A 26,605-nucleotide genomic window follows, 5' to 3' on the forward strand; every position below is an offset into this window, starting at 1 on the left:
TTAGGTCTGAAGTCTTCTGGGCTCAAGAGTTCCAGTCGAAACCAGGAAGGGATGTGCACGGTGACCGGCACGGTGAAGCAGCAGAGGCAGCAGCGACGTGGGGCGGGCAGCCCGCTGCGCCGCGTCCAGATCGGCAACGCGCTCAGCGCGTTCGGCAGCGGGTTCACGATGCCGTACATGTTCGTGTACGTGGACCAGGTGCGCGGACTGGGCTCGCTGGCGGCCGGGATGGTGTTCACCGTCTTCGCGCTGGCGGCGCTCGCCGTCCTCCCGTTCACCGGGCGCGGCATCGACCGCTACGGCCCCCGTCCGGTGCTGCTGGTGGGTGCCGCGCTCGCCGCGAGCGGCGCGTTCGCCTTCGGCCACGCCACCGGCACCCCGGCCCTGCTGGTCTCCTCCTTCCTGTTCGGCGCGGGTGTCACCACCTGCCAGCCGGCGCTCGCGACGATGATCGTCCGCTGCTCCACGGCGGCGACCCGCTCGCACGCCTTCGCGCTGCAGTTCACCCTGGTCAACCTGGGCATGGGCATCGGCGCGCTGGTCGGCGGGCAGATCGTCAACGTCGCCGACCCGGCCAGCCTCACCCGGCTCTTCACCATCGAGGCGATCACCTTCCTCGGCCTGGCCCTGGTCACCGGCACCGCCCGGATACCCAAGGCCCAGCTGGGCATCGTGCCGGAGAAGAGCGACAGCCCGACCGGGCTGCGCGCCCTGCTCGCCGACAAGGCGATGGTCCGGCTCAGCATCCTCGCCGGGCTGATCTTCTTCACCTGCTACGGCCAGTTCGAGTCCGGTGTCGCGGCCTTCGCCACCGACACCGTCGGCACCGCACCGTCCACCCTGGGCCTCGCGATCGGCGCCAACGCGGTGACCATCGTGGTGCTGCAGATGTTCATGGTGCGGATCACCGCCCGCCGCCGCCGCACCACCGCGATGGCCGCGGCCGCCGTGGTCTGGCTCGGCGCCTGGGCGATGGCCCTGGTGGCCGGCCTGATCCGGACCGAGACCATGGCCGCCACGGTCGCCATCGTCTCGATCTACGCCCTGTTCGGCGTCGGCGAGTCGCTGCTCGCGCCCACCATGGGCCCGATGGTCGCGGAGCTCGCTCCGGCGCGGCTGCTCGGCACCTACAACGCCGGGTACGCCCTGGTGAAGCAGATCGCGATCGCGGTCGGCCCGGCCGTCGGCGTGCTGCTGGTCGGCTCCGGCACCTGGCCGCTCTACCTCGCGGCCATGGCGGGCTCGACGCTGCTGATCGTCGTCCTGGCGCTGCGGCTGCGCCCGTACCTCACGGCGGAGCAGGACAACGCGGCCCCGGTCGTGGTCCACACCCCGGCCCCGGTCCGGGAGCTGCAGACCGCCGCCTGACGCGCCGGCCCCGGCGGCCGCGCACGGGCGTTCGAGCGGGCGCCGACCGGTCACCTGGTCGGCGCCCGTCGCGCTTGGCTTCCCGGGCACCGCCACATAGTGTCAGTGGCTGTTGACCGCCCGGCCCCGGCCCGGGCAGCAGACCCGGGCCCGGCGCAGCACCCGCGGGCCCCGCAGACAGGCGATCGGCGAGGCTATGACGCAAGCGGCGCTCACGCATCCTTCGGCGGCCCCGGCCACCGCCGACCCGGACCCGGCCCCGGCCCCGCGCGGGCTGCTGCGCTGGGCCGCCGACCGCTCCGGCTGGCTCGGCCCGATCGGCGTCGCCGTCTTCGCGGGCCTGCTGCGGTTCTGGAACCTCGGCCACCCCAACGCCTTCGTCTTCGACGAGACGTACTACCCCAAGGACGCCTGGTCGCTGCTCCAGCAGGGCTACGAGGGCACCTGGCCCGACCACGCCAACGCCGACATCCTGGCCGTCCCGCAGTCCATCCCGCTCAGCTCCGCGCCCGAGTTCATCGCCCACCCGCCGCTCGGCAAATGGGTGATGGCGCTCGGTGAGCAGTTGTTCGGACTGCACCCCTTCGGCTGGCGGTTCATGACCGCCCTGCTCGGCACCCTCGCCGTGCTGATGCTGGCCCGGATCGGCCGCCGGCTCTTCGGCTCCACCCTGATCGGCTGCACCGCGGCGCTGCTGATGTCCGTCGACGGCCTCCACCTGGTGATGAGCCGGGTCGGCCTGCTCGACGGCATCCAGATGTTCTTCGTGCTCGCCTCCTTCGGCGCCCTGCTGGTCGACCGCGACCACGTCCGCGCCCGGCTGGCCGCGGCCACCGGCGGCGGCACCGGCGGCGACACCGTCCGGCTGGGGATGCGCCCCTGGCGGATCGCCGCCGGCCTGCTGATCGGCGCCGCCTGCGCGGTCAAGTGGAACGGCGCCCCGATCCTCGCCGCCTTCGGCATCCTGACCGTGCTGTGGGACCAGTCCGGCCGCCGCGCGGCCGGTGCCCGCCACCCCTGGCGGTCCATGCTGCGCCTGGACGCCCTCCCCGCCTTCCTCGCCATGGTCGGCTCCGCCGTGGTGGTGTACGTCGGCGCCTGGAGCGGCTGGCTGGCCACCGGCGCCGGCACCGGCGGCGGCTACGACCGGCACTGGGCGGACGGCCGCGCCGGCCTCTCCCCGGACCACGTCCTCGGCATCCCGCTGCCGCAGGTCTCGATGAGCTGGGTGCCCGCACCGCTGCGCAGCCTGTGGCACTACCACGCGCAGATGTACGACTTCAACACCGGTCTGAGCACCCCGCACACCTACCAGTCCAACCCCTACGCCTGGCTGGTCGACGGCCGCCCGGTGTCGATGTACTGGGAGCAGGTCCCGGCCGGGACGCACGGCTGCACCTCCTCCGGCGGCTGCGCCTCGCAGATCCTCGGCCTGGGCACCCCGTTCCTCTGGTGGGCGGCCTGCTTCGCGCTGCTCTACCTGCTGTGGCGCTGGTTCTTCCGCCGCGACTGGCGCTCGGGCGCCGTGCTCTGCGCGGTGGCCGGGATCTACCTGCCCTGGTTCCAGTACCAGGAGCGGACGATCTTCTCCTTCTACATGGTCGTGCTGGTGCCGTTCCTCTGCCTGGCCGTCGCCCAGATGCTCGGGGCGATCCTCGGCCCGGTCGGCTGCACCCCCGAGCGCCGCCGCTACGGGGCGATCGGGGCGGGGCTGATCGTGCTCGCGATCGTCGGCTGCTTCGCCTTCTTCTATCCGCTGTACACGGCGGAGGTGATCCCGATGTCGTCCTGGCAGGACCGGATGTGGTTCACCAGCTGGATCTGATGCCGCTGGCGGCCTCCGGCGGCGGGCAACTGCTGCCGGTCACCCCGGCGCTCGGGGTGGTCACCGCGGTGCTGCTGCTGGCGGCCGTCGCGGTGGCCGGGTGGGGCCTGCTCGGCCACGGGCGGGCGGTGGCCCGGGCCGGGCTGCGGGCGGTCGTCCAACTGGCCGCCGTGGCCGCGGTGATCACCTGGGTGGTCGCCTCGCTCTGGTGGTCGGTGCTGTTCGTGCTGCTGATGTTCTCGGTCGCGGTGCGCACCGCCGGGCGGCGGATGACCCCGGGCCCCGGCTGGATCTGGGCGGCGGCCCCGATCGGCGCGGGGGTGCTGCCGGTGCTCCTGCTGCTGCCGGCCGTCGGACTGCTGCCGCTCAAGGGCCTGTCGGTGATCCCGGTCGCGGGCATCCTGATCGGCGGCGCGCTCACCGCCACCTCGCTGGCGGGCCGCCGCGCCCTGGACGAGCTGCGCCAGCGCCGCGGCGAGGTGGAGGCGGCGCTCGCGCTCGGCTTCGAGGAACGGGACGCCCGGCTGGAGATCTGCCGCACGGCGGCCGCGACCTCGCTCGTCCCGGCGCTGGACCAGACCCGTACGGTCGGGCTGGTCACCCTGCCCGGCGCCTTCGTCGGCATGCTGCTCGGCGGAGCCTCGCCGGTCCAGGCGGGCGCGGTGCAGCTGTTCGTGCTGATCGGGCTGCTGGCGGTGGAGTCGGTGGCGGTCGTGGTGGTGCTGGAGCTGGTCGCGCGGGGGCTGGTGACGACCGGGCCGGTCGACCGGGTCGGGTAGGCTGGAGCGCGTTGAAGGGGAGTAGCCCTCCACCGGACCGTCGACATACTGGCCCCCAGGGGCCCGGCGCCCGGGGCACCGCTCGGAGAGCGGCTGCCGGCGAGACCTTCGGCCGCAGTGCTGTGACCGTTTCCAGTGCTGTCGGGCCGAAGCGTCCCCTGACGGACCAGCCGAGGCCGGACAGCCCGACCGAGGGAATCCTCCGATGAGTTTGACCGTTGCCGCGTTGACGTTCGGCATCATCTTCCTGGCCGAACTGCCGGACAAGACCGCGCTGGCCAGCCTGGTGCTCGGCACCAAGTACCGGGCGGCCTACGTCTTCGCGGGCGTCGCCGCCGCCATGCTGCTCCAGGTGGTGCTGGCGCTGGTCGCCGGGCAGCTGCTGTCGCTGCTGCCGCACCGCTGGGTGGAGGGCATCACCGGCGTGCTGTTCCTGGTCGGCGCGGCCATGCTGCTGTTCCACGGCGGTGAGGACGAGGAGGGGCACGAGGCCAAGGAGCCGTCCTCGAACCGCTTCTGGAAGGTGGCCGGGACCAGCTTCGTGGTCGTCGCGGTCGCCGAGTTCGGTGACCTGACCCAGATCATGACCGCCAACCTGGCCGCCAAGTACGCCGATCCGCTGGCCGTCGGCCTGGGCTCCTGGCTGGCGCTGTGCGCGGTCGGCGGGATCGCCATCGTGGGCGGGCAGAAGCTGCTCAAGCACGTGCCGATGAAGCTGATCATCCGGGTGGCGGCGGCGATCATGGTGGTGCTGGCCGGGATCAGCATCTTCGGGGCGATCACCGGCTGACGGCGGTGCCGTCCACCACCCCCTCGCGCTCCCTCGCCCCGCCCCTGCCCCGCTTCCCGCCCGGGCCCGCCCCGACCCCGGCCGTGCTCAGCAGCCGGGGTCGGCGGCGAGGACGGCCTGGGTCTTGGGACCGTAGAAGCCGTTCTCGCCCTTGATGCGGTTCTGGTTCTGGTAGTCCTGCAGCGCGTTCTTGGTCCACCAGTCGAAGGTTCCGGTGATGATCGACTTGTCGACGTACCCGCACTCGGCGTTGACGAGCTGCCGCTGCATCGCCATCACGTCGGGCCCGCTCATCCCCAGCTGGAGCACCCGCGCCGTCGCAGTCGGCGTCGGGGTGGGGGTCGGGGTCGGCGTGGGGGTCGGGGTCGGGGACGGCGTCGTCACCGTGGGGGGGGGGGTCGGCGTGGGCGTGGGGGTCGGAGGGGCCGTGCGGGTCGGACTCGGCTTGCGGGTGGGCGTCGGAGTCGGGCTCGGCGCGTCCGTCGTGGTCGGGGCCGGGTCGCTGGGCGGCGGCGCGGCCTGGGTCGGCGGGTCCACCGGGGCGGGAGCGAGCGTGGTGGTGGGCACCGGCTCCGCGTGGCGGGTCGGCTCGGCGGACGGCGTCACGGCGTAGGCGAGCCCCACGGTGAGCGCCACCAGGGCGGCGCCGACGCCCGCGATCAGCCCCTTGCGGCGGGCGAAGGGGTTGCGCCCGGACTGCTCGGCGGCCCGGCGCGCGGCGCGGCCGCCGCCTGCGGCGGGGTCGGGTGCGGAGCCCGGCTCCGGGGACCCGTTGCCGAACGGGAAGTAGCCGAGGTCGTCCCCGCCGCCGGGCGGGGCCGGGGGGACCGCCGGCAGCACGGTGGTGGCGGCGCCGGTGTACGCGTCCGGCGCGGGGCCGGGGACGGGCGGCAGGACGGTCGTCGCGTAGGCGTCCGCGTCCGGCCCGAGCGGGGGAGTGCCCGGTCTGCCCCGGGGGTCCGGCGGACCCTGCGGGACCGGCGGCAGGACGGTGGTCGCGAACGGGTCGGTGGTCAGCGGCGGCTCGTCCGCGACCTGGTGGGACGCCTGCGGCACGTACGGGCGGACCAGCGGCGGGCCCTCCAGGTGGGGCAGGACGGTGGTCTCGTCCAGGCTCCGGTCGGGGAGGCAGCCGCACCCGGTGGAGCGTGCGGCGCCGCACGTCGGGCAGTGCTGGTCCGGCATCGGCCGGTCCTCCTCGGTTCTCGGGTCTCGCGATCGGGCCTGATTATGCAGGACGGGCCGGAGGGGGGACAGGGGCGTCCGTCCCCCGGTGGGGGTGTTGTGCGGGTTGGTGACGGTTGGCCCCCGGGGAAACCGCCGGTCGGGGCCGGGCGGGCCCGGTGCTTACGTTCGGCTCAACCGGGCGGTGCATAACGGGACATATCTGCCAGCATGGGAAACGGGGAGTGATCATCCGCCCCGGCCACCCGGCCACCCGGCCACCCGGACATCCGGCCACCCGGTCGGTCGGCCGGGCCCGCCCCAGTCCCGCGACCCTACGGAGAGGCCCGGTGGAGACGCCATGACGGACCCGCTCGCCGCGTCCGACCGGGGCCCGGCGCCCGCGCCCGGTCCGCCGGAGACCACCGTCCCCAACCTCTGGGTGCCGATCGGCGCCCTGCTGCTGGCGATGCTGCTGGCCGCCCTCGACCAGACCATCGTCTCCACCGCGCTGCCCACCATCGTCAGCGACCTCGGTGGTCTGGACCACCTCTCCTGGGTGGTCACCGCCTACCTGCTGGCCTCCACCGCCGCCACCCCGCTGTGGGGCAAGCTCGGCGACATGTACGGCCGGAAGCGGTTCTTCCAGGCCTCCATCGTGATCTTCCTGATCGGCTCGGTGCTGTGCGGACTCGCCCAGGACATGGGCGAGTTGATCGCCTTCCGGGCGCTCCAGGGGCTCGGCGGCGGCGGGCTGATGGTGCTCTCCCAGGCGATCGTCGGCGACCTCGTCGCCCCCCGGGACCGCGGCAAGTACCAGGGCCTCTTCGGTGCCGTCTTCGGGGTGACCAGCGTGCTCGGACCGCTGCTCGGCGGCCTGTTCGTCGACCACCTCAGCTGGCGCTGGGTGTTCTACGTCAACCTGCCCGTCGGCGTGGTCGCCCTGGTGGTGATCGCCGCCGTGCTGCACGCGGCGGAGGTCCGGCGCGAGCACCGGATCGACTACCTGGGCACCGCGCTGATCGCCGCCGTCGCCACCTGCCTGGTGCTGATGACCTCGCTCGGCGGCACCACCTGGGCGTGGTCCTCCTGGCAGGTCGTCGGCCTGGGCGTGCTCGGGTTGGCGCTGCTGGTCGCCTTCGTCGAGGTGGAGCGGGCGGCCGTCGAACCCGTCCTGCCGCTGCGGCTGTTCCGCTCCAGGACCTTCAGCCTGGTCGCGGTGATCTCCTTCGTGGTGGGCTTCGCGATGTTCGGCGCGCTCACCTACCTGCCGACCTTCCTCCAGGTCGTCCAGCAGGTGTCGCCCACCATGTCCGGCATCCACATGCTGCCGATGGTGCTCGGCATGCTGCTCACCTCGATCGGGTCGGGCCAGATCGTCGCCCGCACCGGCCACTACCGGATCTTCCCGATCGCCGGGACGGCCGTCACCACGGTCGGGCTGTTCCTGCTCTCCCGGCTGGACGAGCACAGCAGCACCGGCGAGATGGGCCTCTACTTCCTGGTCTTCGGCCTCGGGCTGGGCCTGGTGATGCAGGTGCTGGTGCTGATCGTGCAGAACTCGGTCGGCTACCAGGACCTCGGCGTGGCCACGGCCGGTGCCACCTTCTTCCGCTCCATCGGCGCCTCCTTCGGCGTCTCCATCTTCGGCACGATCTTCGCGAGCGGCCTGGGCTCCCGCCTCGCCGAGGCCCTGGCCGGGCAACCGCTGCCGCCGGGCTTCCGGGTGGAGGCGATCACCGCCGACCCCCGCCTGATCAGCCGGCTGCCGGCCGCCGCCCAGGCCGGGGTCCACCACGCGTACGCCGAGTCGATCACCCGGGTGTTCCTGTACGCGGTGCCCGTCGCGCTGGTCGCCTTCGTGCTGTCGCTGTTCCTGCGGGAGCAGAAGCTGCGCTCCACGGTCACCGCGCCCGACCTGAGCGAGTCCATCGGGATCAACCCGGTCGAGCGGTCCTCGCTGGACGAGATCGCCCGCGCGCTGTCCGTGCTGAGCAGCCGGGAGGCCCGGCGCGACCTGTTCCGGCGGATCACCGCCACGGCCGGGCTCGACCTGCTGCCGGCCTCCAGCTGGCTGCTGCTGCAGATGCACCACCACGGCTCGGTGGAGCCGGCCGAACTCGCCGAACGGCGGATCGTCCCGATCGCCGTGGTCGAGGACGCCGTCCGGGAGGTGGAGGGCCGGGGCCTCGCCGCCCGCACCGGCGGCCTGCCGCTGCGCCTCACCGAACCCGGGCAGGAGGCGGCGCTGCGGCTGGTCGCGGCCCGGCGCACCCAGCTGGCGGAGCTGCTGGGGGACTGGGACGACGAGCAGTACGGCGACCTCGCCGACCTGCTCACCCGGCTCAGCTCCGCCCTCTGCGCCGACCGGCGGGACCGCCCGGACCCGCCGGCCGGCCCGCAGCCGCCGTACCACGGGGAGGGGCGGTCGTTCTAGGGAGTGCCCGCCCCCGGAGCGTGGTCCCGCCCTCGGGGCGTGTCCCGCCCGTGGAGCACGTCCCGCCCTGGGGGCGTGTCCCGCCGGGCCCGGTGGTGATCCGCAGGGCTCGCCGGAGGTCCGGACCGGCTCCGCGCGCGGCTCACGGGCCGCCGAACCAGCGGGGGGTGTCGAGCCGGAACGGGTCGCCGGGGGCGAGCTGCCGCAGGCCGTCCTCGACCTGGCGGAGCTGCTCCTCGCCGAGGGCGGCGGACCACTCCGCGCGCAGCTCGTCGAAGATCCGGGCCGAGCGCACCAGGCAGTCCACGCCCCGGTCGGTGAGTCGGACCACCTTGCGCCGGGCGTCGGCGGGATCGGTGCCGCGCTCGACGTAGCCGAGCTGCTCCAGGTTCTCGATGGTCTTGCCCGCGGCCTGCTTGGAGACGCCGAGCCGGCGGCCGAGTTCGACGGCGGTGGTGCCCCGGGGGCCGATCGCCTGGAAGACGAAGCCGTGCATCGGGCGCAGCTCGGGGTGGCCCTCGCGGGCGATGCGGTCGTGCAGCTCGTCGATGATCGTGCGGAAGGCGAGCAGCAGGCGCAGGGGCAGCTCGAAGCCGGGCGGGGTGGGTTCGCTTGACATGATAGACAACCTCATTGACCATATAGACAACGACATTGTCCATTCTAGGGGGTTCCTTCGCCATGCCCGTGATCCGCTCCGCCGACGCCCGTCGCACCGAGACCCCGAACGCCGTCATGACCACCCTCGCCTCGCCCACCCAGGGCGCGACCGCCCTCGCCCAGTGGCGGGTCGAGATGCCCGCCGACCGGCAGGGCCCGCCGCACGCCATGGACACCGAGCAGATCTGGACCTTCCTCACCGGCTCGGCCACCGTCACCCTGGCCGGCGAGACCCTGACCGTCCGCGCGGGCGACACCCTCGCCCTCCCCGCCGACGTCCCCCGTCGACTGGCCACCGCCGAGGGCTTCACGGCCGTCGTCGCCTCCCCCTCCCCGTCCCACGCCTACAACCCCGACGCCCGCACCCCCGACGGCGCCTGCGCCCTCGCCCCGCGCGACGCCGACCGTCTCCTCCCGGCGTGGATCGCCTGAGCCGGACGCCGGACGCCGGACGCCGGAGCCGGCACGCCCCCACGGCGGCCGTCCACCACCGGGACACCGCCGTCACGCCCCGCCCCGGAGCGCCCGGACCACGGCGCGTGAGGTGTAGCAGACTGCTCCTGAACACCCCAGCCGACGGCCGTACGGGCCCCGGCGGATCAATGAGGAGCGGCATGTCCGTCGTCAAGATCAACGTACTGACGGTGCCGGCCGAGCAGCGTGAGGTGCTGGAGCAGCGCTTCGCCTCGCGGGCCGGCGCGGTGGAGAACTCCGACGGCTTCGAGTGGTTCGAGCTGCTGCGCCCGGTCGAGGGGACCGACACCTACCTGGTGTACACGCGTTGGCGTGACGAGGAGTCCTTCCAGGCCTGGATGGAGGGCCCCATGAAGTCGGCCCACCAGAACGGTGGCGAGGGCGAGGCCCCGAAGCGGCCGGCCGCCTCCGGGTCCACGCTGTGGTCCTTCGAGGTCGTCCAGTCGGCCGGCCCGAAGGCCTGACGGCGGGGCAGGACGGACGGCGCGCCCCGGGGTTCCGGGGTGCGCCGTCCGGCTGTGCGAGGTCGGTGGCGAACCCGGCTGCGGGGGAGGGGAGTTCAGACCGCGGCGGGGTGGAGGGACTGGCGCAGGCCGGGGACGGGTTCGCGGTTGGCGCGCCAGACCAGGCGCAGCCGCAGGGGCGGGGGGTCGAGGGGGAGGCGGAGCAGGGTGCCGGCGGCGAGGGAGTCCCGGACGGCGAACTCGGGGAGCAGGGCGATGCCCAGGCCCTGTTCGGCGCACGCGCGGGTGACGGTGACGCCGCCGGTGCGGACGCGTTCGAGGGCGTGGCCGAGCAGGCGTTCGCCGGCCAGCCGGAAGGAGCAGGCGGGGGAGTCCACCAGGAGGCGTCGGCCGCGCAGGTCCGCGCGGGTCAGGGTGGCGGCGCCGCCGAGCGGGTGGGTGGGGGCGACGACCAGGGCGAGCGGGACGTCGCCGAGGTCGAGGTGGTCGAGCGGGGCGGGCGGCAGGTAGAAGCCGAGGTCGCCGAGCGGTCCGGCGGTGTCGAGGAGCAGCGCGGCCTCCAGGGCTCCGGCCGCGACGCCGCCGAGCAGGCCGTCCCGGGCGGTGTCGGTGTGCAGCGAGACGTCGAGGCCGGGTCGGCCCGCGGTGAGCCGGGCCAGTACGGCCGGTACGTGGGTCGCGGCTATGGTCTCCAGCGCGCCCAGCCGGACCCTGGTGCGGTCGGCGATCACCTCCCGGCGGGCCTGTTCGGCCTGGTCGAGCAGGGTGCGGGACCAGGGCAGCAGTCGTTCGCCGGCCGCGGTGAGCGTCAGCCCGCGCGGCGCCCGGTCGAACAGCGTGGTGTCCAGGCTGAGTTCGAGGGTGCGGAGCTGCTCGGAGACCGCGGAGGGGACGAGGCCGAGCGCGGCGGCCGCGGCGGTGACGGTGCGGTGGGCGGCCACGGCTTCGAAGACCCGCAACTGACGAAGTTCCACTGTCTCTCCGGTTCCCCCGAACGCCCGTGCGTGATCGGACGGCCCGCTCGCCGTTCGTGGTGCGGCTCGTGTTGTTGTGTTCGCGATGATGCTGCCGGTGTTGCGGGACAGCGTACGGCCGGGGCCGGGTGTTCCGAAGGCGTGCGGGGAATCGCCGCTGGTGCCGGCAGGGCGCCCCTGCGCCTCGGCCGGTGCGGTGTCCGGGCGTGCCGGACGGGCTCAACGGGGCAGTGTCCAGGCCTGGTTGGCGCTGTTGACCTGGCAGTCCCGCAGACGCAGCGGTGGGGTGGACCCGTCGGCCAGGTCGGCGCTGCCGTCGTCCGGGGCGGTGAGGCAGCGGGCGTCGGCGCCGTTGAGCAGGAGGCCGCCCGGGAGCGGCCGCCAGTGTTGGGCGCCGCTGCCGTCGCAGTCGTGGAGCTGGACGGGGGCGCGCTCGGCCGTCCCGCCCCGGGTGGCCCCGTCGGCGGTCGCCCCGCGCTCGTCCGGCCCGCGGCCGGCTGCCGTGAGGCACTTGCCGAGGGCCCGCAGCGAGCCGTCCTGCTGGACGGTCCAGTCCTGGGCGCCGGAGGAGTCGCAGGGCCGCAGCCGGACGGGGGTGCCGTTGACCGCCGAGGCCCGGTCGACGTCGGCGCACTGCCCGGCGCGGCCGGTCAGCGGGCCGCTCGGGCGGGGGGTGGCCCAGCGCTGCTCGGCGGAGCCCGTGCAGTACCGCAGCAGCAGGCGGCCGTCGTCGTCGGTGAGGCAGCGGCCGGTGGCCGGGTGCAGGATCGTGGAATCCGGGCGCAGGTGCCACACCTGGTCGGTGGTGCGGCGCTCCCAGGCGGGTGCGGCGGTGGCGGTGGTGCAGTCCCGCAGGTGGACGGCGGCGCCGTCGCCGAACCCGGTCGCGGTGAGGCAGCCGTCCAGCAGGCCGATGCTGCCGTCCGAGCCGACGGTGGCCTCCTGGGCCGCCGTTCCCGCACAATCCGCCAGCCGGACGGGGGCGTTGGCGTGTCCGGCGGCGGCCGAGCCGTCCAGGCAGGATCCGTCGGCGGCGGTGATCCGCCCGGACCGGGCGGAAACGGCGGGGGAGCCCGGTGTCTCCACCGTGCCGCGCAGCCGGGGCGCGCGGGAGGAGGAGCCGACCGTGAGGCCGTACCGCCCGCCGGGGACGCGCCAGCCGTGCGCATCCTGGTCCCAGACGGCGAAGGCGGAGCGGTCCAGCCGCAGCTCCACCCGGGTCGAGGCGCCGGGGGCCAGCGTGACCTTGTCGAAGGCCTTGAGCTGCTGCGGCGGTTCGCCGGCCGCCGAGGGGAAGGCCAGGTACAGCTGGGGCACCTCGGTGCCGGTCCGGGTGCCGGAGTTGGTGAGCTCGAAGCCGACCCGGACCCGGCCGGCCGGGTCCGGGCCGCTCACGGTGAGGCCGGTGTAGTCGAAGTCGGTGTAGGAGAGGCCGTGGCCGAAGGGGAACAGCGGGTCGGTGCCGACGGCGTCGTACCAGCGGTAGCCGGTGAGCAGCCGCTCGGTGTAGTGGTAGGCGCCGTCGGTGCCGGGGTACTGGGCGGCGTCCCGGAGCGGGGTGGCGTCGGCGGAGGTCGGGAAGGTGACGGGCAGTCGCCCGCCCGGGTCGGCGTCGCCGAACAGCACGTCGGCGAGGGCGGCGCCGCTCTGTTCGCCCGGGTACCAGGCCTCGACCACGGCGGGCACCGCGTCCAGCCAGGGCATGGTGACCGGCCCGCCGGTGTCGAGCACCACGACCGTGCGCGGGTTCGCCTTCGCGACGGCCCGGATCAGGGCGTCGTCGGCCGGGGCGAGGTCCAGCGAGGTGCGGTCCGCGCCCTCGGTCTCCTGGTCGCCGACCACGACGACGGCGACCTCCGACCGGGCGGCGAGCGCGGCGGCCGCGGTCGGGTCGTCGCCGGGGTGGTAGCGCACCTCGGTGGTCGTCCCGGCCCGGGCCGCGATGCCCTGGCGGGGTGTCACCGTGTGCTCGGCGTAAGGGGTGACGTGTGAGGAGCCGCCTCCGCCGGTGTAGGCGCGGTCCGCCCAGGGGCCGATCACCGCGATGGAGGAGAGCCGGGCGGAGTCCAGCGGCAGGACGGGCTTCCCGCCCCGGGACGTCGCGTCGTGCGGCCGCTCGTTCCGAAGCAGAACCGTTCCTGCAACGGCGGCGGCACGGGCGTCGCGCGCGCCGGCGGCCGGGTCGGCGGCGGACGCCCGGACGCCGTCGAGCGCCCCCGTGCGCGCCATCAGCCGCAGCACCCGCCGGACCTGGTCGTCCAGCACGGCCGGGGCCAGCCGCCCCTCGGCCACCGCGGCGGGCAGGTCGGCGAAGTAGGTCGAGCCGCCGAACTCCTGGTCCAGGCCGCCCGCCGCGGCGTAGGCGCCGGAGTGGGTCGCCGGGTAGTCGGAGCCGATCACGCCGTCGAAGCCCCACCGGCCCTTCAGCACGTCGCGCAGCAGCGGGAAGTTCTCGCACGCCCAGTGGCCGTTGACCGGGTTGTAGCCGCACATCGCCGACCAGGCCCGGCCGCTCCGGACGGCCGCCCGGAAGGCGGGCAGCTCGATCTCGGCCAGCGTGCGCTCGTCCACGTCCGAGCCGTACGACTGGCGGTTGTCCTCCTGGTTGTTGGCGGCGTAGTGCTTGACCTGCGCGGCGACCCGCTGGGCCTGGATGCCGCGCACCTCGGCGGCGGCCAACTGCCCGGCCAGGTACGGGTCCTCGCCCAGCGTCTCGAAGTCCCGCCCGCCCTGCGGGACCCGGACGATGTTCACCATCGGCGCGTACAGCACCTGGTAGCCGCGCGCCCGCGCCTCCCGGCCCAGCACGTCGCCGTACCGGGCGGCCAGCGCCGGATCGAAGGCGGCGGCCAGCGCGACCGGCGCGGGCAGTGCGGTCGCCGGCCGGCCGTCCCGCACCCCGGCGGGGCCGTCGGACAGCAGCAGCGGCGGGATGCCGAGCCGGGGCACGCCCTCGACGTAGCCGACCGAGTGCACGCCCGCCGGGGCGTCCCGGCCGCGGAGCAGCGTCACCTTCTCCTCGGTGGTCAGCTGGGCGAGCAGCCGCTCGATGCGCTGCTCCTGGCCGCCGTCCGCCGGTTCCGGCGGGGCGGCCGCGGCGCTGCCGGAGGTGACGGCCGCCAGGAGGCAGCCGCCGAGACCGAGTCGGAGGATCCGGGTCCGCAGGGGGGTTCGCGGGGGGAGACGTCGCATGGCAACCACCACCGATCGACGGAGTCGTAGCTGGCTGGGCGGGCCGAAAAAGTGACGATCTATCAAATTTACGGTTGATCGACGGCGAACGAAAGGTGGTGCGTCAGGGCGCGTCGGGAGCGCGCAGGGCGTGTCGTGCGCGTACGGGGCGTGTCGTATGTATACGGGGCGCACTCAGTTGCCGGGCGCCGAGCCGGGGAGCTGCTGTTGGTCGGGCCTCGGTCGGTCAGGGCTCGGCCGGTCGGGGCTCGGCTGGATCATCTCGGCGCTCTCCTGGGGGCTGCGGTCCCGGTGTCGGACGCCATCCTGGACCGCGGCCCCGGCGCGGAAGAGGGAGGTGGGTAGATTTTCGGATCATGAGAACACCAACGGGGGACATCCGAACGGCACTCGGCCGCCTCGGCGCGGACCATCCGACGGCGGACCGCTCCCGAAGACTCCTCGGCCGGGCCCTGCTCGGCATCGCCGTCCTGCTCTTCAGCTGGATCCTGGTGCTCGGCGCGACCACCCGGGGCCAGGCCGAGGTCCGGAACTGGTCCACCGTCTGGGTCGGCCTGGACGTCCTCCAGGTCGCCGGGCTGCTCGCCACCGGCCGGCTGCTGGTCCGCCGTTCCCGCCTCACCGCCCTGGCCGCCGCCGCGTCCGCCACGCTGCTCCTGCTCGACGCCTGGTTCGACGTGATGACCGCGGAGGGCGGCGGTGCCTGGTACACCGCCCTCGCGATGGCCCTCCTGGTCGAGCTCCCGGCCGCCCTCGCCCTCACCGCGCTCGCCCGCTCCGCCCTGGACTGGTGAGGAGCCGTGGCCGGCCGACGGGCCCGACAGCGGGGCTGGTTACTGTGATCGTCCGACCGATGATCGTTCGACCCGATGGATCGTCCGACCGATGATCATCGGACCCGATGGGAGACCCGCATGCCCGTAGTCATCGCCACCCTCAGGACCAGGCCCGGCCGCCGGGACGACGTCCTGGCCGCCTTCGAACAGCACGCCCCGGCCATCCACGCCGAGCCCGGCTGCGAGCTCTACGCCGTCCACGCCGGACCGGACCGCATCACCGTGGTGGAGAAGTGGGCCGACCAGGCCAGCCTCGACGCCCACAGCGCCGGCGCCCCGCTGGCCGCCCTCGGCCCCGTCCTGGCCGACGCGCTCGCCGAGCCGGCCGACGTCGCGGTCCTCCGGGCGTTCCCCGCCGGCGACCCGGCCAAGGGCGCGCTCTGACCGTGTGACGACGGGTGCCCCGCCCGGTGGGCCGGGGCACCCGTCGCGGCCGGACCGCGGCCGGACCGCGGCCGGACCGCGGCCGGACCACAGCCGGACCGCGACCGGGCGGGGTCAGTCGCCCGGTGGCGGCGGCCGGAAGTCGACCGGGGCGTCGAAGGCCGCCCGGCGGGTGGTGCGGCGCAGGGCGCGCAGCACGGGGGTGCCGAGGGTGAGGCAGAGGACCACGGTGAGGGCGGCGCGCGGCAGGTCCCAGCCCAGGGACGTGGTCAGGCAGTAGGCCGCGAAGCGGACCAGGTTGGCGGGCAGCGGGTCGCCGGGGACGAAGGAGATCGAGCCGGCCAGGCCGCCGATGTACGGCCAGCCCTGGAGGTTCATGATCGTGCCGTACAGCAGGGCCGACACCGCCCCGTACGCCGCCAGCAACAGGAGTTCGCGGCGGCCGCGCAGGGTGGCCGGCCCCGGCAGCAGCCCCGCGCCGAGGCAGACCCAGCCCATGGCGAGCATCTGGAACGGCAGCCACGGCCCGACCCCGCCGGTGAGCAGCGCGGACGCGAACATCGACAGCGAGCCGAGGACGAAGCCGAAGCCGGGCCCGAGCACCCGCCCGGAGAGGACCATCAGGAAGAACATCGGTTCCAGGCCGGCCGTCCCGGCCCCGAGCGGGCGCAGGGCCGCCCCGGCCGCCGCCAGCACGCCCAGCAGGGCGACGGACTTGGCGTCCAGTCCCGGTGCGCCGCCGCCCGCCGAGCGGCCCTCGGAGATCTGCGCGATGACGACGGCGAGGAGCAGGGGCAGGAGGAGGGCGAACAGCCACGGCGCGTCGGCGGAGTGGCCGACCAGGGCCGACCCGGTGGAGGCGAGCAGCGGCCAGCCGAAGGCCGCCACGCCGACGAGGGAGACGAGCGCGAGGGCCGTGACGGACCGGCGGCCGAGCGGGACGGGGCGGCTGCTCATGTGCTCAGCGCCTCCGCGACCTGCTGCACGGTGAGCCACGGCCCCGGTGCCAGCACCTTGGCGACCTGCGGGGCGAAGGCGGGGGAGGAGACCACCACCTCCGCCGTCGGGCCGTCGGCGACGATCTCGCCCTCGGCCAGGATCAGCGTGCGGTGCGCCAGTTCGGCGGCCAGCTCGACGTCGTGGGTGGCCAGCAGGACGGTGTGCCCCTCGGCCGCCAGTGAGCGCAGGATCTCGACCAGCCGGGCCTTGGCGGCGTAGTCCAGGCCGCGGGTGGGCTCGTCCAGGAGCAGCAGCGGGGGCCGGGCGGTGAGCACCACGGCGAGGGCGAGGGTGAGCCGCTGGCCCTCGGAGAGGTCGCGCGGGTGGGCGGTGTCGGCGATGCCGGGCAGCAGGCGTTCGACCAGGGCGCGGCAGGTGCCGGCCGGGGCGCCCGCATCGGTGTCGGCCGCGGCGCACTCGGCGGCGACGCTCTCGCCGTAGAGCAGGTCGCGCGGGTCCTGGGGGACGAGGCCGACGTGGCGGATCAGTTCGGCCGGGCGGGTGCGGTGCGGGGTGCGGCCGCCGACGGTGACGCTGCCGGAGGTGGGGGCGTGCAGGCCGACCAGGCTGCCGAGCAGGGTGGACTTGCCGGCGCCGTTGCGGCCCATCAGGGCGGCGATCTCGCCGGGGCGCAGCGCCAGGTCGACCCCGCGCAGGGCCTGCACCGGGCCGCGCCGGACGGCGAGCCGGTCGGTGGTGGCGGTGGGGGCGGCGTCCGGCACGGCGACGGCGGTCGGCGCCCGCCCGTCCAGTTCGGCGCGCAGCGCCGCGGCCCTGCGCCGGGCGTCGCGGACGGACAGCGGCAGCGGCTGCCAGCCGGCGAGCCGGCCGAGGCCGACCACCGGCGGGTGCACGGGGGAGTGCGCCATCACCTCGGCCGGTTCGCCGAGCACGGCCGGGGCGCCCGGGGTCAGCAGCAGCACCTGGTCGGCGTACTGGACGACCCGCTCCAACCGGTGTTCGGCCATCAGCACGGTGGTACCGAGGTCGTGCACCAGCCGCTGGAGGACGGCCAGCACCTCCTCGGCCGCGCCCGGGTCGAGCGCCGAGGTGGGTTCGTCCAGCACCAGGACGCGCGGGTGGACGGTGAGCACCGAGCCGATCGCGACCCGCTGCTGCTGGCCGCCGGAGAGCGAGCCCAGGGCGCGGTCGCGCAGGTCGGCGAGGCCGAGCAGGTCGAGGGTCTCCTCGACCCGGCGCCGCATGACGTCGGCCGGCAGGCCCAAGGACTCCATGCCGTAGGCGAGTTCGTCCTCGACGGTGTCGGTGACGAAGTGCGCCAGCGGGTCCTGGCCCACCGTGCCGACCAGGTCGGCGAGTTCGCGCGGCCGGTGCTCCCGGGTGTCCCGGCCGCCGACGGTGACCCGGCCGTGCAGCACCCCGCCGGTGAAGTGCGGGACGAGGCCGCTGACCGTCCCGAGCAGGGTGGACTTGCCGGAGCCCGACGGGCCCACCAGCAGGCAGAGTTCACCCTCGGGGACGGTGAGGTCGAGGTTCGCCAGGACGGGTTCGGCGGAGTCCGCGTACCGGACGTAGAGCTGCTCGAAGGTGATCACGATGCCCTCCGGGGCGGGGTCGGGGCGACGAACGCCGGGAGCAGGCCGAGGAGGACGGCCAGGACGGCGGCCAGCGGCAGCTCGGGGACGGTCGGCGGCACGACCGTGGGGGCGAAGGCCCCCGGGTTCCGGGCCGCGAGGAAGGTCACCAGCGCGGCCGCGGCGATGCCGGAGGCGGCCGTGAGCCACTCCGGCAGCGCCCAGGGGTCGGGCCGGTAGCGGGATCTGACGGACCGTCGGTTGCCGAGCAGCAGCCCGCCGAAGGCGGCGGCCAGGCCGAGCAGCAGCACCGGCAGGGCCCACCCGGCGCCCCCGGCGGTGAGCAGCCCGTACGCGGCCAGGCAGACCCCGAGCAGCCCGGCCAGGGTGAGTGCGGCGGTCACCCGGGCGAGTCGGCGCGGGACGTCGGCGGTGCGGCCGAAGCCGCGGGTGTCCATCGCCGCGGCCAAGGCGATGGACCGCTCCAACGCGCCCTCCAGGACGGGGAGTCCGACGCTCAGGACGGCCGCGACGCCCTTGTCCGTGCGGCCGCGCAGCCGCCGGGCGGCGCGCAGTCGGCGGACGTCGGCGACCAGGTTCGGCGCGAAGGTCATCGCCACCACCACGGCCACGCCCGCCTCGTAGAGCGCGCCGGGCAGGGCGCGCAGCAGCCGGGCCGGGCTGGCCAGCGAGTTGGCCGCGCCGACGCAGACCAGCAGGGTGGCCAGCCGCAGCCCGTCGTACAGCGCCGCGAGCAGGCCCTCGAGGGTCACCCGGCCGCCGATCCGCACGCCCTGTGCCCAGGCGGGGAGCGGGACTTCGGGCAGGGTGAACAGCACGTGGGTGCCGGGGATCGGCGAACCGAGCAGCACCGCGAAGACCAGCCGGATGCCGAGCACCAGCAGGCCGAGGCGCAGGAACGCCCCGTACGAGCGCGACCAGGGCGCATCGCCGCGACGCGCCGCGACCACGTATCCGGCGGTCGCGGCGAGCAGCAGCAGGATCACCGGGTTGGTGGTGCGGGTCGCCGCCGCGCCCAGTCCGAGGGCCCACAACCACCAGGCCCCGGGGTGCAGTTGGCGGGGACCGACGGGCGGGCGGGGGCTACGGGCGGTGCTGCTCACGGACCTGTCCTGGGAACGGGGTTAGGAGTGGCGACGGCGGCGGGCCTGCCAGACGGCGCCGCCGGCGAGGAGGACGACCAGTGCGCCGCCGGCGACCAGGCCGAGGTCCGGTCCGCCGTCGGACCCGCCCTTCGGGCCGGCCGGCCGGGCGGCGGCCCCGGTGTCCACCTGGTCGCCGCAGCCCGCCGCCGGGTACCCGGCGATGGCGCAGAGCAGGCCGTTGGTGTCGTACCGCAGCGGCGGGGCGACGGCGGCCAGCACCTCGGCCGAGGTGGCGCGCGGGGCGACGGCGGCACAGGCGGTCCGCTGCGCGGGCGGCCGGGCGCCGGACGAACCGGCGTCCTCGGCGGTGCCGAAGTCCAGCACCACGGCCACCCGCTTGCGGCCGTCCTGGGCCGGGGTGGCGGCGCAGACCTCGTCGAACCCGGCGGTCGCGCGCGGCTTCGCGGCCTCCTGCCCGCCGTCCGGGCTGACGGCGAACCGCCAGCCGTCCACCGAGCCGTCCGGCGGCACGGCGACCGCCGGCCCCTGCTGCTGGTACGTCCAGGCGCCGCCGTCGGCCCCGCGCCAGAACGACCAGTAGCGGTAGCCGGCGGCCTGCGCGGGCGCGGCGGCGGTCAGCAGGACCAGGGCCGCGAGCAGCGGGAGCAGCAGGGCGGCCGGGGCCCGGCGGGGACGTCGGCCGCCGGGGCTCCGGTCGGCGGGGGTCCGGCCGGACCGAACGGGCCCGGCGGCGGCACCGTCGGGGAGCCGACCCATCAGAGGTTCGGGTTGCGCTTGCGCTGGAGGCTGAGCAGCAGGCCGCCGCCGAGGCCGATCAGGGCGCCGACGGCGATCATCCAGAACGTCCCGAAGCCCCCCTTCTTCTTCTCCGCCGGGGCGGCCTCCGTCGACGCGGCGGCGTTGGCCTTGGGAGCCGGGCCGAGCGCGGTGAGCTGGCCGGTGAGGGAGGACTCGGTGCGGTGCGTGGCGTGGCTGACCAGCAGCAGGGTGGCGGTGGCGCCGGCGTCGGTGCCGTTCTTGGTCCAGGTGGCGCCCTGGCCCTCCAGCCAGTCGACGGCGTCGGTGGCCTGCTCGGGGTGGCCGCTCTGGGTGAGGGCGAGCGCGGCCCAGGCGGTCGCCGTGTAGTCCGGGGTGGGCTCGGCGCCGGGCATGGTGAGGGTGAGGTGCTCGCCGCCGGCGGCGAGCTGGGCGGCCAGGTAGGAGCTGACCGCCTCGCCGGCCTCGGCGTGCGGGACGGTGGCGGGGGCGGAGCCGTCGGCGCAGGCCAGCTGCTTGGGGGTGGCGTCGGCGCGGACCGAGGTCTCGACCGGCAGGTGCCCGCCGGAGGCGGCGAGGGCGGCCTGGGCGGTGGCCAGGGTGTTGGGGGCGAGGGCACCGGTGGCCGGGTCGGGCTGGAAGGCGAAGGCGCCGCGCTGGTCGGCGGGGGCGGAGCAGCCGAGCTGGAAGCGGGCGAGGCCGTCGAAGGCGTTCTTGCCCGCGGCACCGCCGCTGCCGGGCTTGGCCACGCTCGCCGGGTCGGTCCGGGCCGCGAACAGCGCGTTGACGGCGAGCGCGGTGGAGTTGGCATCGCCCGGGCTGCCGGGGTTGTACGGCCAGCTGCCGTCGGCGTTCTGGTTGGCCTTGAGCCACTGCACGCCCTTGTCGACGGCCGGCTGGTGCCCGCCGAGGGCGGTGAGGGCCTGGACGGCGACGGAGGTGGCGTTGCTGTCCTCGGTCTTGGGGTCGCAGGCGGCACCGGCGGCCCGGAAGGAGGGCCAGCCGCCGTCCTCGCACTGCTGGCCGGTGAGCCAGGCGACCGCGGAGTCGGCCGGGGTGACCTTCGTCGCGGTGAGCGCGATGAGCGCGAGGGACTGCCGCCAGACGCCGTCGTACGTCGGGTCGCTCTTGCCGTACAGGCCGTCCGGGACGGCCGGCGTGGCCGGGGCGGAGGGCGAGGGGCTGTCGGCCAGGGCCGGTCCGGCGGCGAGGCCGGCCAGCAGCGCGGCGGACAGGGCGGCGGCGCCCAGGCGGGCGGCGGTGAGCATGGTGCGGTCGTGCCTTTCGGTGAGCGGTGGGGCCCGGGCGGGGGCCGTTCCGTGGTCCTCGACGGGTGCCGGGCGCGGGGCCCGGCTCGCCGCTCGTCCCGCCCCGGGTGCTCCGGCCGGCCCGTCGCGCGGGGAGCGCGGGTCGGGCGCACGGGTGCGGGTCGGCGCCGGTTGCGCACCGGCGTCCCCCCGGGGGAGGGGCGGGATGGAGTTGTGCTGCCCGTCGACTCTAACCGGCGGGCCGTGGTCGGCGGGCCCGCCGGAGCAGGAACAGGTTCCAGTCATCGGGCCCGGACGGCGCCGGCCCGGCCCGGTCCGGGGCAGCGCCGGCCGCCGGGCCGGCCGGGTTCAGGGCAGCGCCAGCAGCCGGGCCGCGGTGTGCAGGTCGGCCCGGACCTCGGCGATCGAGGCGCGTCCGGAGAGCCAGGCGACGAGCGCCGAGTGCCAGGTGTGCTCGATCACCCGGACGGCCGCCCGCTGGCCCTCGCTGGGCGGGCCGGACTGCCCGATGGCGTCCAGGATGAGTTGTCCGGTGGCGGCGCTGACCAGATCCACCTCGGTGCCGACCGAGCGGTCCGCGAAGCACATCGCCCGGACCATCGCCTCGGCCAGCAGCGGCTCGCGCTGGAGCGCGTGGAAGGCCCGGGTGAGCGCGTCGGCGACCCGGGGCGCGGGCTCCAGGTCGGTCGGCGGGTGCCGCCGGATGTGCTCCTGGAGCTCCTGCAACTGCTCCAGCATGACCGCGACCAGCAGGTGGACCTTGGACGGGAAGTACCGGTACAGCGTTCCGAGGGCGACCTGCGCGCTCTCCGCGACCTCCCGCATCTGCACCGCCTCGTACCCGCCGCGGGCGGCCAGCGCGGTGGCGGCGCGCAGGATCCGGCGGCGCCGTTCGGCCTGGCGCGCGGACAGCGGGGGCTCGCCCTGGGCGGGCGGGGCGGAGCTCACGGACGGGGTCGGCGACGGCAAGGGTGCTCCCGGGGGCGCGTGGGTGGCGGCGTGCTCCAGAAGGGTCGCCCCGGGGCCGCCCCGCGGCCGGTCGGGACCGGTCGCGGGCCGGTCCGGGCCGACCCGGGGTCGGTCGGGACGGGCGTGGCGGGAATCACCGGCCCTGGCTCCTGAGCGAAAGCTACGGGCCGGTATCTTCGAGGTCTCTCATTGTTCACATGGTCGATGACGAGTTCCACAGCCACTGAAACCTGATCTACTTTAGCGAGCGGCGCCACCGTTGGTGCCGCTCGCACCGACAGCAGCCAGAGATGAGGGCCGAGGATGACCGCGCAGCCGCTGCGGATTGCCCTGCTGTCCTACCGCGGGGACCCGTTCTGCGGCGGTCAGGGCGTGTACGTTCGGCACCTCTCCCGGGAGCTGGCCAGGCTCGGCCACCACGTGGACGTGATCGGCGCCCAGCCGTACCCCGTGCTGGACGAGGTCGACGGCCCCGGCTCGGTCCGGCTCGTGGAGCTGCCCAGCCTGGACCTCTACCGCGCCGACGACCCCTTCCGCACGCCCGGCCGCGACGAGTTCCGCGGGCCGGTCGACGTGCTGGAGTTCGCCACCATGCGCACCGGCGGCTTCCCCGAGCCGCTCACCTTCTCGCTGCGCGCCCGGCAGTACCTGGCCCGGCACAAGGGCCGCTACGACGTGGTGCACGACAACCAGACCCTCGGCTACGGCCTGCTCGGGCTGGCCCGGCACGGCTTCCCGCTGGTCACCACGATCCATCACCCGATCACCGTGGACCGGCAGTTGGAGCTGGACGCGGCCACCACCCGGACCAAGCGGCTCTCGCTGCGCCGCTGGTACGCCTTCACCCGGATGCAGCGCCGGGTCGCGGCCCGGCTGGACCACGTGATCACGGTGTCCGGCACCTCGCAGCGCGAGATCGTCGAGCACCTGGGCGCCGCCCCCGGCGCCGTCTCGGTGGTGCCGATCGGCGCCGACACCCGGCTCTGGTCGCCCTCGGCGGAGATCGAGCGGGTGCCCGGCCGGATCGTCACCACCTCCAGCGCGGACGTGCCGCTCAAGGGCCTGGTGTTCCTGGTCGAGGCGCTGGCCAAGGTCCGCACCGAGCGGGACGCCCACCTGGTGGTGGTCGGCAAGCCGCAGAAGGAGGACGGGCCGGTCGCCGAGGCGGTCCGCCGCTTCGGGCTGGCGGAGCACATCGAGTTCCGCACCGGGCTGAGCGACCGCGAACTGGTCGACCTCTACCGCTCGGCCGAGGTGGCCTGCGTCCCGTCCCTGTACGAGGGCTTCTCGCTGCCCGCCGCCGAGGCGATGGCGACCGGCACCCCGCTGGTCGCGACCACCGGCGGGGCGATCCCCGAGGTCGCCGGGCCGGACGGCGGGACCTGCCTGGCGGTGCCGCCGGGGGAGGCGGACGCGCTGGCCGCCGCGCTCGGCCGGCTGCTGGACGACCCGCGGCTGCGCGCCGAACTCGGCGCGGCCGGCCGTGAGCGGGTGCTGGCCCGGTTCACCTGGGAGCGGGCCGCCGAGCTGACCGCAGCGGCGTACCGGTCGGCGATCGCCACCGGTGTCGGTGCCCGGGCCCGCTCCGGGCCGGGCTGGCGGTACGTGCCCTGAGGCCGGCGCCGAGGCGCCGGACCGGCGGAGGCGAAGTGTTCTGACGGAGCGTCAGAAATGCTTGGTAGCAATAGGAATGGGAGCCCTGCAGTGCTGACCGTCGATTTCTCGCGCTTCCCGCTCGCCCCCGGCGACCGGGTGCTCGACCTGGGCTGCGGCGGGGGCCGGCACGCGTTCGAGTGCTACCGCCGCGGTGCCCGTGTGATCGCCCTCGACCAGAACGCCGAGGAGATCGCCGAGGTCAAGAAGTGGTTCGCCGCGATGGAGCTGGCGGGCGAGGCCCCCGAGGGCGCGTCGGCGGTCGCGATGCAGGGCAACGCGCTGGCGCTGCCGTTCGAGGACGGCTACTTCGACAAGATCATCATCTCCGAGGTGATGGAGCACATACCCGATGACCGGGGCGTGCTCGACGAGATGTTCCGGGTCCTCAAGCCGGGCGGCCTGCTCGCCGTCACCGTGCCGCGCTGGCTGCCGGAGAAGATCTGCTGGGCGCTGTCCGACGAGTACCACGAGGTCGAGGGCGGCCACATCCGGATCTACCGGGGCGACGAACTGCTCGGCAAGCTCAAGGACGCCGGCCTGGAACCGTACGGCACCCACCACGCGCACGCACTGCACTCGCCGTACTGGTGGATCAAGTGCGCCGTCGGCGTGGACAACGACAAGGCGCTGCCGGTCAAGGCCTACCACCAGCTGCTGGTCTGGGACATCGTCGGCACCCCGGTGATCAGCAAGCTCACCAAGGCCGCCGAGAAGGCGCTCAACCCGGTCATCGGCAAGAGCTTCGTCGCCTACGCGTCCAAGCCGCACCACGCCGCGTCCGAGCGGGCCGGCGCATGACCGCCGCCGTCCCCGAGGTGCTGCTGCTCGACGGCGTACTGGACGCCGAGCAGGCGGCCGACACGGTCCGCAGCATCCTGGCCGAGCAGCGCCCGGACGGCGCCATCCCGTGGTTCGCCGGCCACCACCTCGACCCGTGGGACCACACCGAGGCCGCGATGGCCCTCGACACCGCCGGCGAGCACGCCGCCGCCGAGGCCGCCTACCGCTGGCTCGCCGCCCGGCAGAACCCGGACGGCTCCTGGTACGCCGCGTACACCGACGGCGAGGTCACCGACCGCGCCAAGGAGAGCAACTTCTGCGCGTACATCGCGGTCGGGGTCTGGCACCACCACCTCAGCACCGGCGACGACGCGTTCCTGGAGTGGATCTGGCCGGTGGTCCGGCGGGCGCTGGACTTCATCGTCGGCCTGCGGCTCCCCGGCGGCCCGATCGCCTGGCGGGTCGACGAGGACGGCACCGCCACCGGGGAGGCGCTGCTCACCGGCTCGTCCAGCATCCTGCACGCGCTGCGCTGCGGGCTGGCCGTCGCCGACTACCTGGAGGAGCCCCAGCCCGACTGGGAGCTCGCGGCCGGGCGGCTGCGGCACGCCATCGCCCACCACCCCGAGCGGTTCCTCGACAAGGGCCGCTACTCGATGGACTGGTACTACCCCGTCCTCGGCACCGGCCTGCGCGGGGACGCGGCGGTCGAGCGGATCGAGCGGGACTGGGAGCGCTTCGTCGTCCCCGGTCTCGGCGTGCGCTGCGTCAGCGACCGTCCGTGGGTGACCGGCGGCGAGAGCGCCGAACTGGCCCTCGCCCTCTGGGCGATCGGCCAGTCCGACCGCGCGGTGGACATCCTGCGCTGGATCCAGCGGCACCTGCGGCACCCGGACGGCTCGTACTGGACCGGGTACGTCTTCGAGGACGACGCGATCTGGCCCGAGGAGCGCACCACCTGGACGGCCGGGGCGCTGCTGCTCGCGGTGGCCGCGCTCGGCGGGGACCCGGCGACCGTCACGGTCTTCGGCGGGGACCAGCTGCCCGCCGGGCTGGTGGTCCAGGACTGCTGCTGAGCGGCCGGGCGACCGCCCGCCGCAGGAACGCCGAAGGGGCGGGACCGGATCTCCGGTCCCGCCCCTTCCGTGCGTACGGCCCGCGGGGTCAGCCGCGCTGGATGCCCGCGGTGTCGGCCAGCACGCCCTGGGTGCCGTCCGGCAGCTGGGCGACCAGGGCCGCGCCGCGCTGCTCGACGGCCAGGTACCAGGTGCCCGGCACGACCTCGCCGACCGGGGCGCCGACCGGGTTGTCCTTCGGGGCCAGCTGGCGCGGGGCCGGGACGGCGAACCAGAACGGCTGGAAGTCCGCCGCCGGGGCGGCCGGCTGCTGGGCGGCCGGGGTCGGCTGCGGGGCCGGGGCACCGGCCTCCTGCGGCTGGACCGGCTGGCCGGGCACGGGCTGACCGGCGGCCGGGTAGCCGTAGCCACCGGCCGGCTGGGCACCGAAGGCCGGGTCGTGGGCCTGGCCCGGGTAGCCGTACTGGCCGGGGCCGGGCTGACCGGGGGCGCCGGGGTGGCCGGGCTGGCCCGGCACCGGGTAGCCGCCCTGGTAGGGGACGGCCGCCGGGCGGTCGCTCACCAGCGGGGCCTTCAGCGCCGGCACCAGCGGCGCGGCCGCGGCCGCGCCCGCCAGCACGATCAGCGAGATGAGGCCGAGCCAGGCGCCGAAGCCGTGGCTGAGGCTGCCCACGGTCGGGCCGCCGCCCAGCGCCCAGAGCGAGGTCCACAGCGCGGCGATGCTGAACGCGATGCCCCACTGGTCCAGCCGCAGGCCGAGCACCTGGCGGTTGGCCGCGGCCGGGCCCTGGAAGCGCTGCACCAGGATCAGCACGGCGGCGGCGATCCCCAGCAGGAAGATCGAGGGCAGGATGGGGAACAGCTCGGTGCTCCACGCGTTCTGCGAGGTGGTCCCGCAGAACCGGCCGCTGCAGTCGACGGTCCAGTAGGGCAGGAAGGAGGCGATGAAGAGCAGGACGGCCGCGCCCGCGACGGCGGCGTCTCCCCTGGTGAGAGCGCGCAGATTCACTTACGTTCCCCTCGTTGACGTGTCGTGGACGGTGTGTTCCGTGCGGTCGGGCTGACCGGCCGAAACTCCCGAACGGACCAGAA

General features: G+C 75.2%; 23 protein-coding genes. 12 read left to right on the forward strand and 11 right to left on the reverse strand.

From position 1 onward, the window contains the following. The first annotated feature begins 72 nt into the window (after nt 1–72). The 4 genes from AB0O91_RS17535 (at nt 73) to AB0O91_RS17550 (ending at nt 4,762) form a co-directional block, all read left to right on the forward strand. Nucleotides 73–1,368 carry an MFS transporter gene (locus AB0O91_RS17535; protein ID WP_363433465.1) on the forward strand — a complete coding sequence of 432 codons (1,296 nt, stop codon included), beginning with the start codon at nt 73–75 and terminating at the stop codon, nt 1,366–1,368. 196 nt (nt 1,369–1,564) lie between these two features. Further along, nucleotides 1,565–3,193: a phospholipid carrier-dependent glycosyltransferase gene (locus tag AB0O91_RS17540; RefSeq protein WP_363433468.1), complete on the forward strand. Its 1,629-nt coding sequence runs from the start codon at nt 1,565–1,567 to the stop codon at nt 3,191–3,193. Then, nucleotides 3,193–3,972 (forward strand): ABC transporter permease, encoded by a 780-nt coding sequence (locus AB0O91_RS17545; protein WP_363433576.1) that lies wholly within the window; start codon nt 3,193–3,195, stop codon nt 3,970–3,972. Before AB0O91_RS17540 ends, AB0O91_RS17545 begins: the two co-directional genes overlap by 1 nt. A gap of 205 nt (nt 3,973–4,177) precedes the next feature. Then, nucleotides 4,178–4,762 (forward strand): TMEM165/GDT1 family protein, encoded by a 585-nt coding sequence (locus AB0O91_RS17550; protein ID WP_363433471.1) that lies wholly within the window; start codon nt 4,178–4,180, stop codon nt 4,760–4,762. Nucleotides 4,763–4,849: 87 nt separating this feature from the next. Here AB0O91_RS17550 and AB0O91_RS17555 read toward each other — a convergent pair whose 3' ends face one another. After that, nucleotides 4,850–5,947 carry a peptidoglycan-binding domain-containing protein gene (locus AB0O91_RS17555; RefSeq protein ID WP_363433473.1) on the reverse strand — a complete coding sequence of 366 codons (1,098 nt, stop codon included), beginning with the start codon at nt 5,945–5,947 and terminating at the stop codon, nt 4,850–4,852. Between the two features lie 340 nt (nt 5,948–6,287). On the opposite strand from AB0O91_RS17555, the gene AB0O91_RS17560 reads away from it, so the two are divergent. Next, complete coding sequence (locus AB0O91_RS17560; RefSeq protein WP_363433475.1) at nt 6,288–8,363, forward strand: MFS transporter; 2,076 nt, start codon at nt 6,288–6,290, stop codon at nt 8,361–8,363. Nucleotides 8,364–8,505: 142 nt separating this feature from the next. Here the strand turns inward: AB0O91_RS17560 and AB0O91_RS17565 are convergent, their stop codons facing one another. Next, entirely contained in the window at nt 8,506–8,982 is a 477-nt protein-coding gene (locus AB0O91_RS17565) for a MarR family winged helix-turn-helix transcriptional regulator (protein WP_363433477.1), read from the reverse strand. A 62-nt stretch (nt 8,983–9,044) separates the two neighbouring features. On the opposite strand from AB0O91_RS17565, the gene AB0O91_RS17570 reads away from it, so the two are divergent. Next, on the forward strand, nt 9,045–9,455 hold the full coding sequence (locus AB0O91_RS17570) for a cupin domain-containing protein (RefSeq protein ID WP_363433480.1): 411 nt from the start codon (nt 9,045–9,047) through the stop codon (nt 9,453–9,455). Nucleotides 9,456–9,637: 182 nt separating this feature from the next. Next, complete coding sequence (locus AB0O91_RS17575; protein ID WP_363433482.1) at nt 9,638–9,961, forward strand: antibiotic biosynthesis monooxygenase; 324 nt, start codon at nt 9,638–9,640, stop codon at nt 9,959–9,961. Between the two features lie 95 nt (nt 9,962–10,056). Here the strand turns inward: AB0O91_RS17575 and AB0O91_RS17580 are convergent, their stop codons facing one another. Beyond that, nucleotides 10,057–10,935, reverse strand: a complete 879-nt coding sequence (locus AB0O91_RS17580) for a LysR family transcriptional regulator (RefSeq protein WP_363433485.1) — start codon at nt 10,933–10,935, stop codon at nt 10,057–10,059. A 219-nt stretch (nt 10,936–11,154) separates the two neighbouring features. Next, entirely contained in the window at nt 11,155–14,127 is a 2,973-nt protein-coding gene (locus AB0O91_RS17585) for a glycoside hydrolase family 3 C-terminal domain-containing protein (RefSeq protein WP_363433488.1), read from the reverse strand. Between the two features lie 356 nt (nt 14,128–14,483). On the opposite strand from AB0O91_RS17585, the gene AB0O91_RS17590 reads away from it, so the two are divergent. Continuing rightward, nucleotides 14,484–14,921, forward strand: a complete 438-nt coding sequence (locus tag AB0O91_RS17590) for a hypothetical protein (protein ID WP_363433490.1) — start codon at nt 14,484–14,486, stop codon at nt 14,919–14,921. Between the two features lie 120 nt (nt 14,922–15,041). Beyond that, nucleotides 15,042–15,347 (forward strand): putative quinol monooxygenase, encoded by a 306-nt coding sequence (locus AB0O91_RS17595; protein ID WP_363433492.1) that lies wholly within the window; start codon nt 15,042–15,044, stop codon nt 15,345–15,347. 114 nt (nt 15,348–15,461) lie between these two features. On the opposite strand, the gene AB0O91_RS17600 is transcribed toward AB0O91_RS17595, so the two are convergent. The 6 genes from AB0O91_RS17600 to AB0O91_RS17625 all read right to left on the reverse strand — a co-directional run bounded on the left by AB0O91_RS17600 (nt 15,462) and on the right by AB0O91_RS17625 (nt 22,001). Next, entirely contained in the window at nt 15,462–16,304 is an 843-nt protein-coding gene (locus tag AB0O91_RS17600) for an ECF transporter S component (protein WP_363433494.1), read from the reverse strand. Then, on the reverse strand, nt 16,301–17,902 hold the full coding sequence (locus AB0O91_RS17605) for an ATP-binding cassette domain-containing protein (RefSeq protein ID WP_363433497.1): 1,602 nt from the start codon (nt 17,900–17,902) through the stop codon (nt 16,301–16,303). The genes AB0O91_RS17600 and AB0O91_RS17605 overlap by 4 nt, the downstream gene beginning before the upstream one ends. After that, complete coding sequence (locus AB0O91_RS17610; RefSeq protein WP_363433500.1) at nt 17,899–19,005, reverse strand: energy-coupling factor transporter transmembrane component T; 1,107 nt, start codon at nt 19,003–19,005, stop codon at nt 17,899–17,901. Before AB0O91_RS17610 ends, AB0O91_RS17605 begins: the two co-directional genes overlap by 4 nt. A gap of 21 nt (nt 19,006–19,026) precedes the next feature. Next, a complete protein-coding gene (locus AB0O91_RS17615; RefSeq protein ID WP_363433503.1) occupies nt 19,027–19,764 on the reverse strand; it encodes an SCO2322 family protein in 738 nt (245 codons plus the stop codon). Then, nucleotides 19,764–21,032, reverse strand: coding sequence for a prenyltransferase/squalene oxidase repeat-containing protein (locus AB0O91_RS17620; RefSeq protein ID WP_363433505.1), 1,269 nt, complete (start codon nt 21,030–21,032; stop codon nt 19,764–19,766). Before AB0O91_RS17620 ends, AB0O91_RS17615 begins: the two co-directional genes overlap by 1 nt. A gap of 348 nt (nt 21,033–21,380) precedes the next feature. Further along, nucleotides 21,381–22,001: a TetR family transcriptional regulator gene (locus AB0O91_RS17625; protein WP_363433508.1), complete on the reverse strand. Its 621-nt coding sequence runs from the start codon at nt 21,999–22,001 to the stop codon at nt 21,381–21,383. Between the two features lie 303 nt (nt 22,002–22,304). Here AB0O91_RS17625 and AB0O91_RS17630 point away from each other — a divergent pair, with 303 nt between their 5' ends. The 3 genes from AB0O91_RS17630 to AB0O91_RS17640 all read left to right on the forward strand — a co-directional run bounded on the left by AB0O91_RS17630 (nt 22,305) and on the right by AB0O91_RS17640 (nt 25,513). Beyond that, nucleotides 22,305–23,615, forward strand: coding sequence for a glycosyltransferase family 4 protein (locus AB0O91_RS17630; RefSeq protein ID WP_363433510.1), 1,311 nt, complete (start codon nt 22,305–22,307; stop codon nt 23,613–23,615). A 90-nt stretch (nt 23,616–23,705) separates the two neighbouring features. Continuing rightward, a complete protein-coding gene (locus AB0O91_RS17635) occupies nt 23,706–24,455 on the forward strand; it encodes a class I SAM-dependent methyltransferase (RefSeq protein ID WP_363433512.1) in 750 nt (249 codons plus the stop codon). Continuing rightward, nucleotides 24,452–25,513 carry a prenyltransferase gene (locus AB0O91_RS17640; protein ID WP_363433515.1) on the forward strand — a complete coding sequence of 354 codons (1,062 nt, stop codon included), beginning with the start codon at nt 24,452–24,454 and terminating at the stop codon, nt 25,511–25,513. The genes AB0O91_RS17635 and AB0O91_RS17640 overlap by 4 nt, the downstream gene beginning before the upstream one ends. 88 nt (nt 25,514–25,601) lie before the next feature. Here AB0O91_RS17640 and AB0O91_RS17645 read toward each other — a convergent pair whose 3' ends face one another. Then, a complete protein-coding gene (locus tag AB0O91_RS17645; RefSeq protein ID WP_363433518.1) occupies nt 25,602–26,522 on the reverse strand; it encodes a hypothetical protein in 921 nt (306 codons plus the stop codon). Nucleotides 26,523–26,605: the final 83 nt, after the last annotated feature.

The sequence above is a fragment of the Kitasatospora sp. NPDC089797 genome (assembly GCF_040684795.1).
Taxonomy (GTDB): domain Bacteria; phylum Actinomycetota; class Actinomycetes; order Streptomycetales; family Streptomycetaceae; genus Kitasatospora.